Source organism: Nitrincola alkalisediminis, from assembly GCF_009821115.1.
GTDB classification, from domain to species: domain Bacteria; phylum Pseudomonadota; class Gammaproteobacteria; order Pseudomonadales; family Balneatricaceae; genus Nitrincola; species Nitrincola alkalisediminis.
On the sequence record NZ_VYTY01000001.1, the window covers coordinates 554,782 to 571,563 of the forward strand.

Consider the following 16,782-nt stretch of genomic DNA (forward strand, 5'->3'; position numbering starts at 1 on the left):
GGCTAATTATCAATAGTCGCTCGCTAAACCATAAAAATTACCATTGTTGGCCCTGATAATATCATCACGGCTGAGCGCAGAGGTTAACGGCGATGCAGAGCGACCATCTTTACCCATACTATATAAATCAAAATCATTATTGATTGGTACCAAATTCTTATCCTTTCTTACCTTGCCTTTGTTGGTTTGAATCGTGACGTCAAGATATTGATAGGGGGCACCCCAAGGGTCTTGTAATTGGTCACCGCTTAAATTGAGCTGGTTTAAAGACCCAGGAAATTGACGATTTAAAATATAGTAACGCTCAATCGCCGCGCTGATCACCTGTAGGTCGGTAATTGCCGTATGATTATCAACGCGTTCTTTGTATCGTTGGTAACCGGGAATAGCAATAGAGGCTAACACACCAAGGATCGCGACCGTGATTAGAAGTTCAATTAGGCTAAATCCTTTTAGCTTTTGCAGAAAAGCCTTGTAATGCGTCATGAGTCGTCTCACCAACGTTGATTGGCCACAATCTTTTACGACCAGTATAGCATTCTGTCTATCGGCTGTCTTAATAAACCTTGAGAGGGAAAGGGTAGAGGATACAGTGGAAGCCCCTTAATACTTTGGTATTGAAACGCGACTAAAGTCTTTGAATAAACCCTCGACTCAATCAAGGGTAAGGGTATACCTTTACGCCCAATCACAGGGATTAGGAAATTCCCTAATTGAGCGTTTAACAATTAAAGAGAGAAGACTATGTTATATCAGCGTAAGCATGGAGAGGAACATCCGTATTGGCCTGCCGGACCCTTTAAGATTCGGTTACCCTTTATTCACTATCGTTGGGAAGTGGCTGAAACCATTCAAGCCTTAGTGATGTTCGTTGTGGCGATGGGGATGATTCCATTATTGGAGCGTTATTTAGGTTTACCTTATGACGTTGCATTGGCCTACGTTGTGGTGTGTGGCATTGGATTTATGCTGCCTAACCTCTTGGGTGTTCCGTTCGTACCGGGTTGGATTACACCGGCAATTCCCGTTGTCTTGCTCTTTGTGGGTGGTTTCGAGCCAGGCCCCGATGCAATAAAAGCATTGGTGGCATTGCAGTTGGTGGTGACCTTTATTTTTCTGTTTATGGGCATTACTCGGCTTGGGTCTAAGTTGGTGAATAATATTCCCAATTCCATCAAAGCCGGTATTCTTCTCGGTGCAGGTATTGCAGCGATTAGTGGTGAGATCAGTGAAGGTGGGCGCCTATTTAACACGCCTATATCCCTAGGTATTGGTGGTTTGATTACGGCCTATGTACTGTTTTCACTGTCGTTTCGCGATTGGGTTGAGAAGCACCGTTGGGCTAAGATTGTCGCAGGCTATGGTATGGTGCCTGGTATGCTCATCACCATGGTTATCGGCTGGTCGGTTGCTGAGTATCCATTACCTGCGGTTCAGTGGGGGATTGAGTTGCCCGCTTTTACTAAAATCTGGGATTATTTACCCTTTACGGTCGGATTCCCGACATTTCAGTTGCTCTTGGCTGCCATTCCAACGGCCGTGATTGCCTATATTATTGCATTTGGTGACATTATAGTTGGCCAGAGCTTGATCAAGCGTGTTGACCATTTACGTCCTGATGAAAAAATTGAAATTAACGTGGATCGTGTGCATTTAGTGACGGGTATCCGTAACCTGATGCATTCATTCTTTGCACCATACCCTGGTTTAGCGGGTCCTCTTTTCACTGGAGTGATGGCAACCATCGCAGAGCGCTATCGTTACGGTCGCGGTGCTATGGATACAATTTATTCAGGCGCGGGTGTGTTCTGGATCGTTGGCTTCTTTGCGCTCTTTTTGTTGCCACTTGTTACTGTGTTTAAACCGGTATTGCCGATTGCGCTGTCGATTACCCTTTTGATTACAGGTTACTTGTGTATTGCGGTAGCTGTAGAGCAAATTGACAATGCAACCTCAATGGGTGTCGCGGGCATTATGGGCGTTGTGCTGGCGACTCATGGCGCGGCATGGGGACTTGGTGCCGGTCTGGTTTTGTGGTTCATGATTGAGTTGCGCAGTAAAAAGGCACTTAAAGAGCATGAAGGGGAGCAGCCTGAAGAACCCATTCATATAGAAGAGAACCCTGACCCGGAAGTGGTTGCCGAAGCTAAAAAAATGGGTTAACTCGTTAAAGTCTTTCAAAAGCAGCGGACTACCCGCTGCTTTTTTGTTTTAAAAAGGCTATATTCGATCCATGAAATTGAACTCTTGTCTGCCTACATGTGTTGTTGTCGGTCTTTTCACTGTATTAAGTGGGTGTGCAACATCACCTCCGCCGTCGCGTGCGCAGAATAATATCTGTGACATTATCCAACATGAGCCTTCTTGGTATTTTGCTGCAAAAGCATCAGAAGAAAAGTGGGGCACCTCGGTTGCGATACAAAAAGCCTTTGTGCAACGCGAGTCCTCGTTTGTTCATAATGCGAGACCTCCACGTCCTTACTTGCTGGGCTTCATTCCTATGCCTCGCAAATCCTCTGCCTATGGCTATGCGCAAGCTCAAGATGCCGCTTGGAGTGATTATAAGCAAGCGACAGGTAAACGTATGGCCCAGCGCACCTCGATGGCTGATGCACTGGATTTTATTGGGTGGTACAACCAAATGTCTCGTCAACGTAACGGTGTCTCGTTAAATGACCCTTACAATTTGTATTTAAATTATCACGAGGGACATACGGGATTTCGTAATCGTACTTATGAGCAAAAAGCCTGGCTGATATCGGTTGCTCGGCAGGTTGAGTCGCAATCTAGACGCTACGAGCAGCAATTGCCCAGTTGTAAAATCCCTTCTCGCTTGTGTGTTTGGCCCTTTTGCTGAGCTAGGTCAGCGCTTTGTTCTCAAAACCCGCTACACTATTGACAAGATGAGTGAAGAGAAGGAGTTTTGACATGAACAGCTTATCAAAAATACTGGTGAACATTACTCAAGAGCAAGATAAGTATTTGTTACCCGAAAAAGCGATTCGTTTGGCTCAAGCGCTATCGGCGAAGATTGAGTTTTTTAAATGCGGCTACCAGCCTCACTACAGCTCAATGAATTTATTGGGCAATGATATTCTCGAAAAGCTTCAACACAATCGTTTGCGTGACTTAGAAGGCAGTTTAAACGAGCTGTTAGCCACCTTAAAGAAAGACTATGACAATCTATCTGTCGATGTCGCTTGGGATAGAGGCATTGCCGAAGGCCTATTAACTAAGGTTGAAAGAAGTAATCCTGATCTTGTTCTTCATGAGGTTGCCGAGCATCCGCATTTGCTGCACCGTTTATTGGTTCCACATGATTGGCAAATACTCAGAGAGTGCATGGCACCTTTGATGCTGTGTAAATCCAAACCTTGGCCTGAGCGTATTCGCATTGTGGCCGCCGTCGATCCGTTTCATGCCCATGACCACGCCGCGTTGATGGATCAGAAGATCCTCAATGAAGCGAGCTTGCTGGCTCAAGTATTGGGGGCCGAGTTGCATATTTTCCACAGCTATGTGGTGTTTCCGCAATCAGCGATTTTTGACGATAGCCTGATGTCAAACTTCAAAACCCTTCAGTATCAAGTCACCAGTGAGCATCAGGCTGGGGTTGAGCGTTTGGTGAACGGCTTTGATCCTACTATTGATGCATCTTGCATTCATGTTGTTGAAGGAGAGGTGCATGATGTTTTACCAGACTTCATTAAAAAGCAGGAAATCAATATTTTAGTGATGGGCTCTTTAGCACGCGGAATGCTGGATCGATTGCTCTTAGGCAGCAGTGCAGAGCGCCTATTGGATGCGGTCGCATGTGATGTATTGGTACTTAAAGCCTAAGGTGTGAGATTCAACTGATCTCCTGCTGAGGTCAGTTGAATCGCCTAGACGACTTAAAAGTCGAATGAAGACCAAACGGGCGCATGGTCAGATGGCTTGTCCATGCCGCGGATGTTGTATTCGATATCACTGTCAGTGCAGACGTCAATTAAGGACTGAGTTGCCAGAAGGGTATCGATTCGTAGACCGCGCTTGGGCTCATCCTCAAAGCCTTTGCTGCGATAATCAAACCAGCTGAACTTGTCGTTCTTCGTTGGGTGGATTGCACGGTAACTGTCTTTGAGTCCCCAGCCTTTTAAACGCTCAAACCATTCGCGCTCTTCTGGTTGGAAGCTGGTTTTGCCTGTTTTTAGCCAGCGAACACGGTTCGGCTCACCGATGCCTATGTCAATGTCTTCTGGCGAAATATTAAAGTCGCCCATCACGACAATGGCTTGGTCAGCGCTGTAGTGGGTTTCTAGCAGGTTTTGCAAATCGGCATAAAATTTACGTTTTGCTGGAAATTTGATTTCGTGATGAATGCTCTCGCCTTGCGGAAAATAGCCATTGATCACTGTGTAGGTTTGTCCTTTATCGCTGACGAACTCACCAATGATCAAGCGCTTTTGAGCCGTTTCATCATCGCTAGGGAAACCTTTAGTCACAGAAATGGGTGGAACCTTAGACAATAAGCAGACCCCGTAATGGGTTTTTTGTCCGTGGAAGTGTGCGTGATAGCCAAGGGCCTCAATTTCTGCAAGTGGGAAGGCTTCATCAGTGACTTTAGTCTCTTGAATGCCGATGACGTCAGGTTGATGCGCCGCAATCAGTGCTTCTAACTGATGAAAGCGCATACGAATGCTGTTGGTATTAAAAGAAACCAGTTTCATGCTTAAGCCTTGTCGTATTAAATCGTAAAGATGCTGTATTCTAAGCACCTAACCACCAGACATCAAATTTCATTCAAGGCTGTTCGATTAAGATTTGTGATGGGGCGAGTTAAGATTTTTCATTGGTCAGCTGGTCGTAAAGACGTTAGAGTTTTCACCAATATCCAAAACACTAGGAGAAATCCGTGAGTCAGTTTGATTTTGATTTGTTTGTGATTGGGGCGGGTTCTGGCGGTGTTCGAGCCGCACGTATGGCTGCAGGCATGGGCGTTAGGGTGGCAATTGCTGAAGACCGTTACATGGGGGGAACCTGCGTTAACGTTGGTTGTGTGCCCAAAAAACTCTATGTGTATGCCTCGCATTATGCGGAAAGCTTCCATGAGGCGGCTGGGTTTGGCTTGATCGACGCGTCTTATCAATTCGATTGGCCCACATTGCGCGACAACAAAAAACAGGAAATCAGCCGCCTCAATGGCATTTACGCCAATCTTTTAAAAAACTCGGGTTGTACCCTGATCGACGGTCGAGCAACACTTGAAGGGCCGAATGCAGTTCGCGTGGGCGAACAGGTGTTTACCGCTGAACGCATTTTGATTGCAACGGGCGGCTGGCCTTTTGTGCCGGATATTCCCGGTAAAGAACACATTCTGACGTCAAATGAAGTTTTTGACCTAGAGACCTTTCCATCACGTGTTTTGGTGGTGGGCGGGGGGTACATTGCGGTCGAGTTCGCAGGGATTTTTGCAGGTCTTGGTGCGAAAACGGATTTGGTCTACCGTGGCGATCTGTTCCTGCGTGGATTTGATCAAGAGGTGAGGGCGTTTACTGCACAAGAGGTTGCCAAAAAAGGCGTGAATCTGCGCTTTAATACCGATATCGCCTCCATTACGAAATGTGCAGATGGGCGTTTAGACGTTGTGTTTAATGATGGCGCTCAAGAGACGGTTGATGCCGTCATGTACGCGACAGGTCGTGTTCCCAATACTCAAGGATTAGGATTAGACGCCTTGGGCGTAAATTTGAGCCGCAAAGGGGCGATTCAGGTTGATGATCTGTTTCAAACCAATCTCCCTTCTATATACGCGGTGGGGGATGTCATCGACAGGGTTCAGTTAACGCCGGTTGCCCTGGCTGAAGGTATGGCCTTGGTTAAGCGCTTATATGGCGGTGCCGAGACAAATGTTGATTATAATTTGATTCCAACGGCTGTGTTTTGTCAGCCCAATATTGGCACAGTCGGGCTTTCGGAAGAGGACGCGTGTAAGGTCTATCCAAACCTTGATGTCTATCGCTCTGAATTCCGTGCCATGAAGCACACCTTAAGTGGCAGCCAAGAACGCACGCTAATGAAGCTGCTGGTTGATCGAGACACGGATCGCGTGGTTGGGGCACATATGGTGGGGGCGGAAGCGGGCGAAATTATTCAGGGAATTGCAATCGCGATGAAAGCGGGCGCAACCAAGGCGATGTTTGACGCAACGATCGGCATTCATCCAACAGCCGCTGAAGAGTTTGTGACGATGCGAGAGCCTAGCCGACGTTATAATATGTAAAGTTCGTCATTCTTCACTTTCTTATACATGAGCCCAGAGGCTTGGGCTCATGTTACTCACACTACCGAGCCGGTAACCAGATCTGAATCGCCTTGAACCACTCTAAGGTTCGCAATTCGTCATTTAACCGTGCCTCAAGCTCTGCAGCCGTCACCCCTTGTTGCTCTAAAAGTGCAAAGATCGCCATTGGACACTTGATATCCAACTCAATAAAGCGGGGAGTGTAGTAAATAATCAATTCATAATCTGGGGCTTCACCTAAAATTCTCGCGAGTGCTGCATTCAGGTGCTGTTGAATTTCTGTGCGTGCCGGTAATGTCAATTGGGCGGGCAGCGATAGACCGTGGTCATCGTAAGTGTCAATGTGATAGATAATGTGGGCAATATCATCAAAGCGCTCTTGCAATAAACGCGTGGCATAGTCACCTATGTAATGGCCTTCGGCGGCACTTAAGTGAGGGGCAACTTGAACGTGCATCTCCAACAGGCTTTGCCCGCCCATAGAGCGGGTTTTAAAACTATGGACGCCCAATACGCCATCTACGGACATCACGGTCTCTCTAAGCGTTGTAAGGCGCTCAGGTGGTAAGGCAGTGTCGACCAGCTCCGCCAAGCTTTTGCTTAACAACTCCCAACCAATTTTTGCAATCAGTAAAGCTACTAACACCGCCGCCAGCGCATCCAGCCACCAAATGCCGAGAATCGCGCCTGCGATTGCTATCAAGACCACGACGGAAGAAAGTGAGTCACTCCGGTGATGCCATGCATTTGCGATTAAGAGTCGCGATTGAATTTTTTCCCCAACGCGTAAGGTATAAAAGAATAAAATTTCATTCGCTAAAATTGAGGCACCTGCAATGAACAGGGCTACGACACTGGGTGGGGAGGGGATTTCACCCGCAAATAGAAGGCGCAAACTATCCCAGGCCATGAACCCGGCAACGCTCAGTAGCACAAAAGACAAGGCCACCGTTCCAAGTGTTTCAAAACGACCGTGGCCATACGGGTGATTGGTGTCTGCTTTTTTATGGGAGACGCCTAACAAAAAAACGACCATTAGGTCGGTAATGACATCCGATAAGGAGTGAAAGCCATCGGCCACTAATGCCGCTGATCCAGAAAATACGCCACCCACTATTTTTAGAAGGCTCATGACTGTATTGACAAGCGCTCCAATCAGGCTAACGTTTTGTCCGGCGCGTTTGCGTTCATCTAAGGATGGGTTCACACAGAATTCCTACTCAAAAAGATCAGTGTATCGACGTGTTCGGAAGGTCTCTAGTGTTGCAATTTAATACAGACTGTCAAGAGTGAACATGAATAAAAAGTTACAAAAAATGTGAGTAACCTTGTAATTTATGCTTGACACCTGTGAGTGTTTTTTTAATGGTTGAAAAATGAACAGAAAAAAGCGGAAAATCTGATAATTAAGCTATTGATTTATTTAAGTTGTTGAAAAATAAAAGATTTGCGTGTTGGTTAAAAAATGATCAATTTGTCTGAAGCCGTGAATTTATGGGGCAGGATAGGGGTTATGTGCATTTTTTTCACAGGCTTATCCACAGATAATGTGGGTAGCCTTGCGAACCCGATGCAGAGCCTATTTTCATACACACAGGTGTGAATAGATTTTTTTGCAATGCACAAACAAGATTTGAGATACTTTACTCAATTTAAAACCACATGGCTATTTTCATTCATGCAGGCTTCTATGATCACGCAACTGTTTCTACCGATTGCTTTGTTTATCATCATGCTCAGTGTAGGCCTTGCGCTGACGCTTGCAGACTTTAAACGTGTCTTGAAGTACCCAAAAGCCGTCTTTCTGGGGATTACGGCTCAGTTTTTCCTTTTACCGCTTCTGGGGATTGCCGTCGTTTGGATCTTTGATCTTCCCATCATGCTTGCGTTAGGCTTGATCATATTGACCTTGGCTCCAGGTGGGGCAACATCCAATGCAATTACCTTGCTAGCAAGAGGTGATGCGGCATTGTCGGTCTCATTAACGGCGCTATTGAGTCTCATCACACCCTTTACCTTACCTTTGATGACGGCCTTGTTGTTGAAGGTGACTTTAGAGGATGATGTGTCAATTGCCTTCCCGGTCGGTCAAGCTTTAATGCAGATGTTATTGATTACGTTAGTGCCAGTGTTGATAGGAATGGTGTTTAGGCATCGTTATTTGGCGATCACACAACGCATAGAAAAGGCCATAAGACGCCTAGCCTTTTTGTTGATGGTGGCAACGGTGATTCTGTTGGTTGTCAGTCGTTGGCCCATGCTCATGCAGGTCTTGCCGTTGTTGTATCTGCCCGTTTTTACGCTGGTGCTCTTGGCTATGCTGACAGGGTATAGCGTGGCGGTGATGGGGCGGCTGGATGACCCGCAGCGTGTCTCGTTAACGATTGAGGTGGGGTTGCAGAATGCGGGAACGGCACTTTTGGTGACTGGCGCCTTGTTGCAAAACGCTGAAATGTCGGCCAGTGCGTTGACCTATGGTGTGTTAATGCAGCTACCGGCCTTCGCGTTGATTGCCTGGCGAAATCGAGATGTGTTTTTTCGCCAAGCAAAGGTGATGACCTAATCGATACCCAGAATTTTGTGGGTCTGTAAACTGAGTCGCCACTGAGGGTGGCGCAAACAATAATTGAGGGTCGCTTTTAGATTCTCTTGAGCATCCGCTGAATCCATGGGCTGTAAGTAAAAATTGTCAAACTGATAAGACACAAATCGCTCTGGCATGGCGTGCGATTGAGGGTACACCAGTTTGAGCTCGTTACCTTTGCGAATGATGATATCTGTGTCTGCTTTTGGGCTAACACAAATCCAGTCAATCCCATTCGGGAGCGGCTTAGTGCCATTGGTTTCAATGGCAATAATAAAGCCTGCTTTATGCAAGGCATCGACCAAGGGTTGATCGAGCTGCAGAGCAGGCTCTCCACCCGTGCACACAACGTAAGGAGGCTCTGAGCTTAAAGGCCAAAAGCGTTGCAAGTGGGTTACCAACGCGTCTGGACTGTCAAATTTTCCGCCGTTTTGACCATCATGGCCAATAAAGTCAGTATCGCAAAATTGACAGATCGCTTTCGAGCGATCAATCTCACGGCCTGACCACAAATTACAGCCCGTAAACCGACAAAAAATAGCCGGCCGCCCTGCATGGGCACCTTCACCTTGCAGGGTATAAAACACTTCTTTTACGCTGTACATACGAGGTTAGACCTAAGCAGATTCAGGTTCGCCACCAAAGCTGGCGATCAACGAGGGCATTAGATTCGACAATTCAAGGCCCATTTGGTTGAGTTGAGCATCGAAAAACGCTTTTTCGTCCTCAGGGCTGTCTTGCTGAAGCTGTTCCTGATATTGATCCGTTAGCTTAAGGCGGTGCAAGCTTAAGTCAGAATAAATCATAAAGCTTAACTGATCTTGCCAAGTTAAGGCCAAACGCGTGACTTGCATATCAGTGGCTAAATGAGCGCGAATTTCATCGGAAAACAAATTCTGCCCTTTGACACGGATAACGCCGCCCTCAGCAGAGGTGTCCCTGAGTTCGCACTCATCATCCACGGCAAACCCAGTGCTAATTTGATCTTCGTCCTGAACCCAAAGACTTAAGACGCTTGCTGGCGCTTGATTGACGGTTAAGGGCTTAACTTTCAATGTGCCTAACACTTCTCTTAAGCTGTTCAACAAGTCTTCAGCACGCTTGAAGCTGCCTGCATCAACAAAAATCCAACCGAGTTGCGGCATGATCAAGGCGCGAGTGGCTGAGCGTTTTGAAAAGGCACGTGGAAGAAGCTCTAAAATGATTTCATCTTTGAGCTGATCTTTTTCTTTGCGGTAGACTTTTCTCGCTTCGTCTTGCTCAATTTTACTGACTTTAACCTGTAGCTCATCTTTGATGACGCTGGCGGGTAGAATGCGCTCTTCCTGCAGCAAACTGACAAGGTACATGCCATTGCTAACAAACACGGGGCTTTCACTAAAGGAACAGGGTGAAACCCAGCCCTGACGTTTGAGTTCTTGGCGTCCACAGGGCACAAAGGGTTTCGTCAGAAGTGCATTTTCCAAGTGTTGCTCAGAGAAGTCTGCATCAGGGGTAAATCTGTAAATCAGGATGTTCTTAAACCAATTCATTCAGTTAAAGTCCTTCGTAGGCGAGTAACGCAAAAACAGGTATGCCACTGTCTTGAATACGTTGCGAGCCTTTTAGATCGGGTAGGTCGATTAAGGCAGCGACTTCGGCCACTTGTCCGCCTAAGCGCTTAATAAGAGACGCTGCCGCAAGAACGGTTCCGCCTGTTGCGATCAAATCGTCAAAAATTAAGACAGTATCACCCTCTTGGATGGCGTCTTTTTGAAGTTCGACCGTCGCCGATCCATATTCAAGCGAGTATTCCTCTGCGATGGTTTCGCCGGGTAGCTTGCCTTTTTTTCGGATCAGCACCAAGGGCAAATTCAGTTGATACGCAACCACAGAGCCCAGGATAAAGCCTCTGGCATCTATACACGCGACATGGGTAATCGAGCTGTCTATGTAGCGCTGAATAAACGCATCACAGGTGATTCGCATGGCTTTGGGATCTTTAAAAACAGGGGTGACATCACGAAAAATAACGCCGGGTTCTGGCCAGTCTGAGATAGACCGGACCACGGATTTGACATAAAACTCATCGTAAGACATTTAAAACTCCAGCGAGACCCGGACATCGGGTTTAAAGAGAGGTTTTGCAAGCAGGTGTCGGCTTGTCAATGGCTTCACCTGATAGTTCGAAAAGCGCATCATAGTTCAGAATTTCAACTTGTTTACCATCAACAAGAATCATGTTTTGCGTTTGGAAGCGTGTGAAAATACGGCTGATGGTTTCAACGGCTAAACCAAGATAATTGCCTATCTCATTTCGTGACATAGATAAACGCAAGTAGTTTTGAGAGTAGCCTCGTTCATGAAAACGTTGCGTCAGCTTGATCAGAAAGGTGGCCACGCGCTGCTCCGCTGTTTTTTTCGACAAAAGCGTCATCATCTGTTGGTCATTGCTGATTTCGCGGCTCATGGTCCGAAGAATCTGGCGACGCAGCTCAGGCATGTGGCCTGATAGATCGTCCAAGCGCTCAAAAGGGATTTCGCAGACGGTGGTGGTTTCCAGAATTTTGGCTGAAACAGGGTAGGCCGTATCGTTGAAGCCACTGAGCCCCACCAGCTCTCCTGGAAAAAAGAAACCTGTGATCTGCTCTTCGCCATCATTGGTGATGCAGTAGCTTTTTACAGAGCCCGCACGAATGGCAAAAATGCTTGTAAAGGTATCACCTTGTCTAAACAGGTGCTCGCCTTTTTTTAATGGACGGCTTTTATCAATGATATTATCAAGGCGCTCCATCTCCGTCATGTTCAAGGATACGGGCAGACACAAGGAGCTTAAACTGCAGGTGCTGCAGTGCACTTGATTGAGACTGTGAAGTTTGCCTGTTGAGCGTTTTTCTTCCATTCGTACACCTATCACCTTATCGGAATGAACATCGGATGCTCTCGATTGGGTATTATGTAACATTTAGGCGGCGGGGTGAAGAAGTATCCGGCAGTTGCGAATAGGCAATTGCCGGACGCACGCGAGCTTTAAATAATTCTGGAGTATCCGCGAACAGGTGCTTGCTTTGGAATATACGCATCAAACGTCATGCAAATGCGTCTAATTAATAAGCGCCCTGCAGGTGTGACTTGAATAACCCCCTTGTCCAACGTGATCAAGCCATCGGCTTCGAATTGCGCAAGCTCCGTCAGCTCCTCAGCGAAGTAGGTCGCGAAATTGATGTCAAAGCGTTGTTCAATATCCGCAGGGTTCAACGAAAAATGACAAATGAGTTGGTTAATAACAGCTGAGCGAATTCGATCATCTTCATTTAAACTAATGCCGCGCTTTATCGCATGTTGCTTATGATCAATTGCATCGGTGTACAGGCTTAAGTCATGCTCGTTTTGGTAAAACACGGAGCCTATCTGGCTAATAGAGGACACACCAATTGCAACCAAGTCACAATCAGAGTGTGTGGTGTAGCCTTGAAAGTTGCGATGCAGTTGGCCATTTTGCTGGGCAATCGCAAGGCTGTCATTCGGCTTTGCAAAATGATCCATGCCGATATAGACATAGCCCGCACCCAGTAGTTTATTAATGGTGTGTTGTAGGATATCCAGTTTGACATCGGCAGATGGCAGGGTGTCGGATTGAATGTGTTTTTGCGAACGAAAGCGATCCGGTAGGTGAGCGTAGTTAAAGACAGACAGGCGATCAGGGCTCATCCGAATGATTTCATCCAGCGTTGCATCAAAACTTGAAAGGGTTTGATGCGGAAGACCATAGATAAGATCCATGTTAATGGACTGGAAGCCAAGGGCACGTGCGGTGTTTAGGACGCGTTCTGTTTGTTCAAGGGGTTGTACGCGGTTGACAGCCTCTTGTACCCGGATATCCAAATCCTGCACACCAAGGCTAATTCGATTAAATCCGCACTCGCGCAACACTCTAAGGGTGTCATCACTGGCTTCACGAGGGTCAATTTCAATGGAGTAATCGCCTTGATCATCATCGCGTAGATTGAAATTCTTACGCAGTTGCTCCATCAGTTCACGCATTTGATTGTCGCTGATAAAGGTCGGTGTGCCACCGCCCCAATGCAGTTGATTCACAATGCGGTTGTTATCGTACAGGCTTGATAAGTACTCCATTTCACGATAGACACGCTCCAAGTAGGGTTGGGCTCGGTCTCGGTTTCGTGTAATCACTTTGTTACAGGCGCAGTAGTAACAAACGTGCGCACAAAAAGGAATATGGACGTATAAGGATAAGGGCGCGTGTTTGTCCGTCGTGCTTAGGGCGGATTGAACGAGTGCTTCGGGCTGTAAGTTAGGGTCAAACTGCACGGCGGTGGGATAGGAAGTATAGCGAGGCCCCGATAAATCATAACGTTTAATGAGGTCTAAATCCCACTGGATAGGGTTTTGGAAGTTCACAGTTTTCGTTCCTTAACAGCTAAAATACAACGCACAGTATAGAGGAAAAAAACAAAAATACGTTGATGAGGGTCAATGGCTTATTGAAATTAACTCAGTCAGAGGGAGTGTGAAAATGCCAAAGGCGATAATGACGAGTGCTGACAGCTTGCGAGTCCATTTTTGTTGCAGCAAGGCTTTCACCTGTTGAGCCAGTAAGCCCGTGGTGAACATGGCCGGTAGCGTGCCTAACCCAAAACCCGCCATCAGCAGTGCACTTTGCTGCCAGCTGCCAGCGGATGATGCCCAGAGCAATGTGCTGTAGACCAATCCACAGGGGAGCCAGCCCCAAGCAACACCCAGCAATAACGCCTGGGGTAAGGTTTTGACGGGCAGTAAGCGGCTCGCACTTGGACCAATGAGTTTCCAGAGCTTACCACCCACTTTCTCCAGATGCGTAATGCCTAGCCACCACTGGCCGACATAGAGGCCCATGGCAATTAGCATAAATCCAGCAAAACTGCGAAGAATTAGTCCAGAGGTTCCTGTTGCAACGAGGGCTCCAACTGAGCCCAATAAGGCCCCAGCAATCATATAACTGCTAATGCGACCTAGATTGTAACTCATGAGAAAGGACGTATTTGACAGTGTAGAGCGATGGCGCTGTAAGCCGATGCTGGCGGCAATCCCACCGCACATGCCGATGCAGTGTGTGCTGCCAAGTAAGCCAATCATGATGGCGGTGGAAATCAGCAGGGGGTCAGTCATTGTGCTTAGCGTTGTCTGCGTCACTTGGGTGGGTGTGATCCTTGTCAACCTTGGCGTCGTCAGGGATCAAGTGATCATCGTCATCATAGAGGATGCTGTGGGCAGGCGATTCGAGATCATCAAATTGCCCGCTGTTGACGCTCCAAAAAAAAGCCCAAAAAGCGATGCCTGTTAGAATCAAGGCGATCGGGATTAGAATGATGATAATTTCCATTAAATACCTGCTTTGGGTTGGGGCGTATTTTTTGCGTTGGTAATTGTGCCGCTTTTTTCGTTATTTTTGGTGTGGGTTGAGCTTATGGGTTTCAGCCGTTTAAAGCGACGCGTTAGGCGTAAGGCATTCCCCACGACAACGAGAGAGCTTGCTGTCATGCCAATTGACGCAATGTAAGGAGGAATCATCCCCATTGATGCGGCGGGCAGGGCGATCACGTTGTAGGCTAAGGATAAGGCAAGGTTCTCTTTAATAATGTGCTCTGTTTTGCGCGATAAGCGCACGCCTTGTGCTAAGGTCATTAATTGATTGTTGATCAACACGGCATCAGAGTTGGTTTTTGCTAAGTCGGTCGCAGCCCCCATCGATACAGAGGTTTGAGCGCCAACCAAAACTGGGATGTCATTAATGCCATCTCCGACCATAATGACGCGTGCCCCTTGAGCTTGCAGTTCGCTGATACGCTCAAGTTTATTCTCCGGCGTCATGCCCGAGTAGACCTGTGTGATTCCCAATTGCTCCGCGATGCGTTGTACAGCGGGGGATGCATCACCTGTCAGCATTTCCACCTGTAGGCCAAGCTGCTTGAGTTGTGAGAGGGCGTTCAGAGCATCCTTACGAATTTGATCATCCAAGGCAAACCATGCGATGGCTCCTTGCTGATCGCCCAGTAAGACCCACTGACGTTTGTTGTCAGGCATGTCTGGGGTGTCGAGCCCGCTTAATTGCATTACAAAACTGGGTTTGCCAATTCGATACACTTGATGATTGAAGCGGCCCTCAATGCCTGACCCTAACGTGTTGATCGTCTCATCTGCAGGCTGATCAAACCAAGGCGTAAAGGCGCGTGCAATGGGGTGCTCTGAATGGCTCTCCAGTGCGGCGGCGATGCGCAGAGCACTTTTCTCAGATATGTCTCCGACTAGATGCGTGGCTTGAAGTGCTAAACGGCCTTCCGTTAGTGTGCCCGTTTTATCAAACAAAACATGGGTGGCTTTGCTAAAAGACTCCAGCACATGGCCACGCGTAATTAATAAGCCTTCTTGGCGCAAGGTGCCAGTTGCTGCTGTTAGTGCCGTTGGTGTTGCCAGTGAAAGTGCGCAAGGGCAGGTGATGACCAGCACGGCTAAGGTTATCCAGAAGGCATTGGCGGGTTCTATAAAATACCAAGTTGTATAAACGCATATCGCCACAATTAAGCTTACACCTACAAAGTAACTGGCAACTTTATCTGCAACATAGGCAATGCGGGGTTTTTCACTTTGGGCACGATCTAACAGCTTAACAATCGCCGAGATACGACTCTGTTCACCCACAGCGGTGACACAGACTTCAATGGGGTTTTCGACATTGATTGTGCCACCGACGACGGTATCACCAACGGATTTACGCAAGGGTAGATACTCGCCAGTCAAAGCTGACTCATCAATAGAGCTGATCCCTTTGGCGATAATACCATCAGCGGGCAGGGTGTGACCGGGCTTTACGATCACGATGTCGTTTGGTTTTAATTCAGTTGCAGGAACGAGTTCTTCACTGCCGTCTGGGTTAATCCGAGTGGCACTGGTTGGAATCAAGTCCATCAAGGCATTACCTGCTTTTCCTGTTCGTTGGCGTGCTTTCATTTCAAGGAAACGGCCAATTAACAAGAAAAAGGTGAACATCGTCACGGACTCAAAGTAAATTTCACCCGTATTAAAAACGGTTGCCCAAATGCTGGCAAAAAAACCTCCCCAAATAGCAATGGAAACGGGAATGTCCATGGTTAAATGACGAGCTTTGATATCCCTGAAGGCATTTTTTAAAAAAGGATAAGCGGCATAAATAATAACAGGTGTCGATACCACTAAGCTGGCCCAGCGCATCAGCTGAATGTACATGTCTTCCATGCCAGCTGTAGAGACTTCGGCTGCATAAAGTGCCGCAGCAAACATCATGGCTTGCATGGAGCCTATTCCGGCAACGCCCATGCGAATGATCGAACGCTTGTGCTCCTTGGCAAGAAGTTGTTCTTCTTTATCAGGATGGTAAGGATGGGCGCGGTACCCTACATGTGCAATGGTTGCCAGTAGCTGGCTCAGCTTAACGTCCTTAGGGTTCCAGAGCAGGTGTGCACGGTGATTGGATAGGTTGACACTGAACTTAATCACACCTGGCTGTTTTGACACGTGATTTTCAAGTAACCAAATACAGGCCGCGCAACTGATGCCTTCAATGACGAGCATCGCATCATGTTGATCCGTATCGAGCCCGGTGACAAAGGTCTTTTGGACTTCTTTACGATCATAAAGTGTAAACTCACGTGTTAGCTCTTCAATGCGAGATAAGTCCGCTGTTGCCGAAAGTGCATCTTGACCTCGGTGTTGGTAGAAGGTGTCGAGCCCTCCATCAACAATGGTTTGGGCAACTGCCTGACAACCCGGACAGCACATCCGTTGTTGCTCACCGTTGATTTCAGTATAAAAATTGCTGTCGTGAGGTATCTCAGATCCGCAATGAAAACATTCAGTTTGCTGTACGGGTGTCAGTAACGCATTCATTCAAACTACCGAG

At 47.3% G+C, this 16,782-nt stretch carries 16 protein-coding genes; 5 read left to right on the forward strand and 11 right to left on the reverse strand.

What is annotated here, in order from left to right; translation table 11 throughout:
* Positions 1-9 precede the first annotated feature (9 nt).
* Positions 10-486, reverse strand: a complete 477-nt coding sequence (locus F5971_RS18645) for a prepilin-type N-terminal cleavage/methylation domain-containing protein (protein ID WP_036507151.1) — start codon at positions 484-486, stop codon at positions 10-12.
* A 258-nt stretch (positions 487-744) separates the two neighbouring features.
* Between F5971_RS18645 and F5971_RS02620 the strand changes: the two genes are divergently transcribed.
* The 3 genes from F5971_RS02620 (at position 745) to F5971_RS02630 (ending at position 3,840) form a co-directional block, all read left to right on the forward strand.
* Entirely contained in the window at positions 745-2,163 is a 1,419-nt protein-coding gene (locus F5971_RS02620) for a permease family protein (protein WP_193493843.1), read from the forward strand.
* A 70-nt stretch (positions 2,164-2,233) separates the two neighbouring features.
* On the forward strand, positions 2,234-2,857 hold the full coding sequence (locus F5971_RS02625; protein ID WP_036507157.1) for a transglycosylase SLT domain-containing protein: 624 nt from the start codon (positions 2,234-2,236) through the stop codon (positions 2,855-2,857).
* Positions 2,858-2,928: 71 nt separating this feature from the next.
* A complete protein-coding gene (locus tag F5971_RS02630; protein ID WP_036507160.1) occupies positions 2,929-3,840 on the forward strand; it encodes a universal stress protein in 912 nt (303 codons plus the stop codon).
* Positions 3,841-3,893: 53 nt separating this feature from the next.
* Here the strand turns inward: F5971_RS02630 and xthA are convergent, their stop codons facing one another.
* Positions 3,894-4,709 (reverse strand): exodeoxyribonuclease III, encoded by an 816-nt coding sequence (gene xthA, locus F5971_RS02635; RefSeq protein ID WP_193493845.1) that lies wholly within the window; start codon positions 4,707-4,709, stop codon positions 3,894-3,896.
* A gap of 185 nt (positions 4,710-4,894) precedes the next feature.
* On the opposite strand from xthA, the gene gorA reads away from it, so the two are divergent.
* The gene (gene gorA, locus F5971_RS02640) at positions 4,895-6,262 is read left to right on the forward strand and encodes a glutathione-disulfide reductase (protein ID WP_193493847.1); all 1,368 of its coding nucleotides are present in this window, start codon (positions 4,895-4,897) and stop codon (positions 6,260-6,262) included.
* Between the two features lie 61 nt (positions 6,263-6,323).
* On the opposite strand, the gene F5971_RS02645 is transcribed toward gorA, so the two are convergent.
* A complete protein-coding gene (locus tag F5971_RS02645) occupies positions 6,324-7,490 on the reverse strand; it encodes a cation diffusion facilitator family transporter (protein WP_193493849.1) in 1,167 nt (388 codons plus the stop codon).
* 483 nt (positions 7,491-7,973) lie between these two features.
* On the opposite strand from F5971_RS02645, the gene F5971_RS02650 reads away from it, so the two are divergent.
* Positions 7,974-8,846 carry a bile acid:sodium symporter family protein gene (locus F5971_RS02650; protein WP_193493852.1) on the forward strand — a complete coding sequence of 291 codons (873 nt, stop codon included), beginning with the start codon at positions 7,974-7,976 and terminating at the stop codon, positions 8,844-8,846.
* On the opposite strand, the gene queE is transcribed toward F5971_RS02650, so the two are convergent.
* The 8 genes from queE to F5971_RS02690 all read right to left on the reverse strand — a co-directional run bounded on the left by queE (position 8,843) and on the right by F5971_RS02690 (position 16,769).
* Positions 8,843-9,472, reverse strand: coding sequence for a 7-carboxy-7-deazaguanine synthase (gene queE, locus F5971_RS02655; protein ID WP_036507165.1), 630 nt, complete (start codon positions 9,470-9,472; stop codon positions 8,843-8,845). The genes F5971_RS02650 and queE overlap by 4 nt on opposite strands.
* A gap of 12 nt (positions 9,473-9,484) precedes the next feature.
* Positions 9,485-10,399 carry a recombination-associated protein RdgC gene (locus F5971_RS02660; RefSeq protein WP_036507167.1) on the reverse strand — a complete coding sequence of 305 codons (915 nt, stop codon included), beginning with the start codon at positions 10,397-10,399 and terminating at the stop codon, positions 9,485-9,487.
* Between the two features lie 4 nt (positions 10,400-10,403).
* A complete protein-coding gene (locus F5971_RS02665; protein ID WP_036507170.1) occupies positions 10,404-10,946 on the reverse strand; it encodes an adenine phosphoribosyltransferase in 543 nt (180 codons plus the stop codon).
* 31 nt (positions 10,947-10,977) lie between these two features.
* Positions 10,978-11,748 carry a fumarate/nitrate reduction transcriptional regulator Fnr gene (gene fnr, locus F5971_RS02670; RefSeq protein WP_036507173.1) on the reverse strand — a complete coding sequence of 257 codons (771 nt, stop codon included), beginning with the start codon at positions 11,746-11,748 and terminating at the stop codon, positions 10,978-10,980.
* 128 nt (positions 11,749-11,876) lie between these two features.
* The gene (gene hemN / locus F5971_RS02675; RefSeq protein WP_193493854.1) at positions 11,877-13,268 is read right to left on the reverse strand and encodes an oxygen-independent coproporphyrinogen III oxidase; all 1,392 of its coding nucleotides are present in this window, start codon (positions 13,266-13,268) and stop codon (positions 11,877-11,879) included.
* A 72-nt stretch (positions 13,269-13,340) separates the two neighbouring features.
* Positions 13,341-14,015, reverse strand: a complete 675-nt coding sequence (locus F5971_RS02680; protein ID WP_036507175.1) for a sulfite exporter TauE/SafE family protein — start codon at positions 14,013-14,015, stop codon at positions 13,341-13,343.
* On the reverse strand, positions 14,008-14,229 hold the full coding sequence (gene ccoS, locus F5971_RS02685) for a cbb3-type cytochrome oxidase assembly protein CcoS (protein WP_036507177.1): 222 nt from the start codon (positions 14,227-14,229) through the stop codon (positions 14,008-14,010). The genes F5971_RS02680 and ccoS overlap by 8 nt, the downstream gene beginning before the upstream one ends.
* The gene (locus F5971_RS02690) at positions 14,229-16,769 is read right to left on the reverse strand and encodes a heavy metal translocating P-type ATPase (protein WP_051513993.1); all 2,541 of its coding nucleotides are present in this window, start codon (positions 16,767-16,769) and stop codon (positions 14,229-14,231) included. The genes ccoS and F5971_RS02690 overlap by 1 nt, the downstream gene beginning before the upstream one ends.
* Positions 16,770-16,782 lie beyond the last annotated feature (13 nt).

Bases quoted from the DNA above. Each gene is read 5' to 3' on its own strand.
- F5971_RS18645 (WP_036507151.1), bottom strand. From the start codon at position 486: ATGACGCATTACAAGGCTTTTCTGCAAAAGCTAAAAGGATTTAGCCTA.
- F5971_RS02620 (WP_193493843.1), top strand. From the start codon at position 745: ATGTTATATCAGCGTAAGCATGGAGAGGAACATCCGTATTGGCCTGCC.
- F5971_RS02625 (WP_036507157.1), top strand. From the start codon at position 2,234: ATGAAATTGAACTCTTGTCTGCCTACATGTGTTGTTGTCGGTCTTTTC.
- F5971_RS02630 (WP_036507160.1), top strand. From the start codon at position 2,929: ATGAACAGCTTATCAAAAATACTGGTGAACATTACTCAAGAGCAAGAT.
- xthA (WP_193493845.1), bottom strand. From the start codon at position 4,709: ATGAAACTGGTTTCTTTTAATACCAACAGCATTCGTATGCGCTTTCAT.
- F5971_RS02650 (WP_193493852.1), top strand. From the start codon at position 7,974: ATGATCACGCAACTGTTTCTACCGATTGCTTTGTTTATCATCATGCTC.
- queE (WP_036507165.1), bottom strand. From the start codon at position 9,472: ATGTACAGCGTAAAAGAAGTGTTTTATACCCTGCAAGGTGAAGGTGCC.
- F5971_RS02660 (WP_036507167.1), bottom strand. From the start codon at position 10,399: ATGAATTGGTTTAAGAACATCCTGATTTACAGATTTACCCCTGATGCA.
- F5971_RS02665 (WP_036507170.1), bottom strand. From the start codon at position 10,946: ATGTCTTACGATGAGTTTTATGTCAAATCCGTGGTCCGGTCTATCTCA.
- fnr (WP_036507173.1), bottom strand. From the start codon at position 11,748: ATGGAAGAAAAACGCTCAACAGGCAAACTTCACAGTCTCAATCAAGTG.
- F5971_RS02680 (WP_036507175.1), bottom strand. From the start codon at position 14,015: ATGACTGACCCCCTGCTGATTTCCACCGCCATCATGATTGGCTTACTT.
- ccoS (WP_036507177.1), bottom strand. From the start codon at position 14,229: ATGGAAATTATCATCATTCTAATCCCGATCGCCTTGATTCTAACAGGC.
- F5971_RS02690 (WP_051513993.1), bottom strand. From the start codon at position 16,769: ATGAATGCGTTACTGACACCCGTACAGCAAACTGAATGTTTTCATTGC.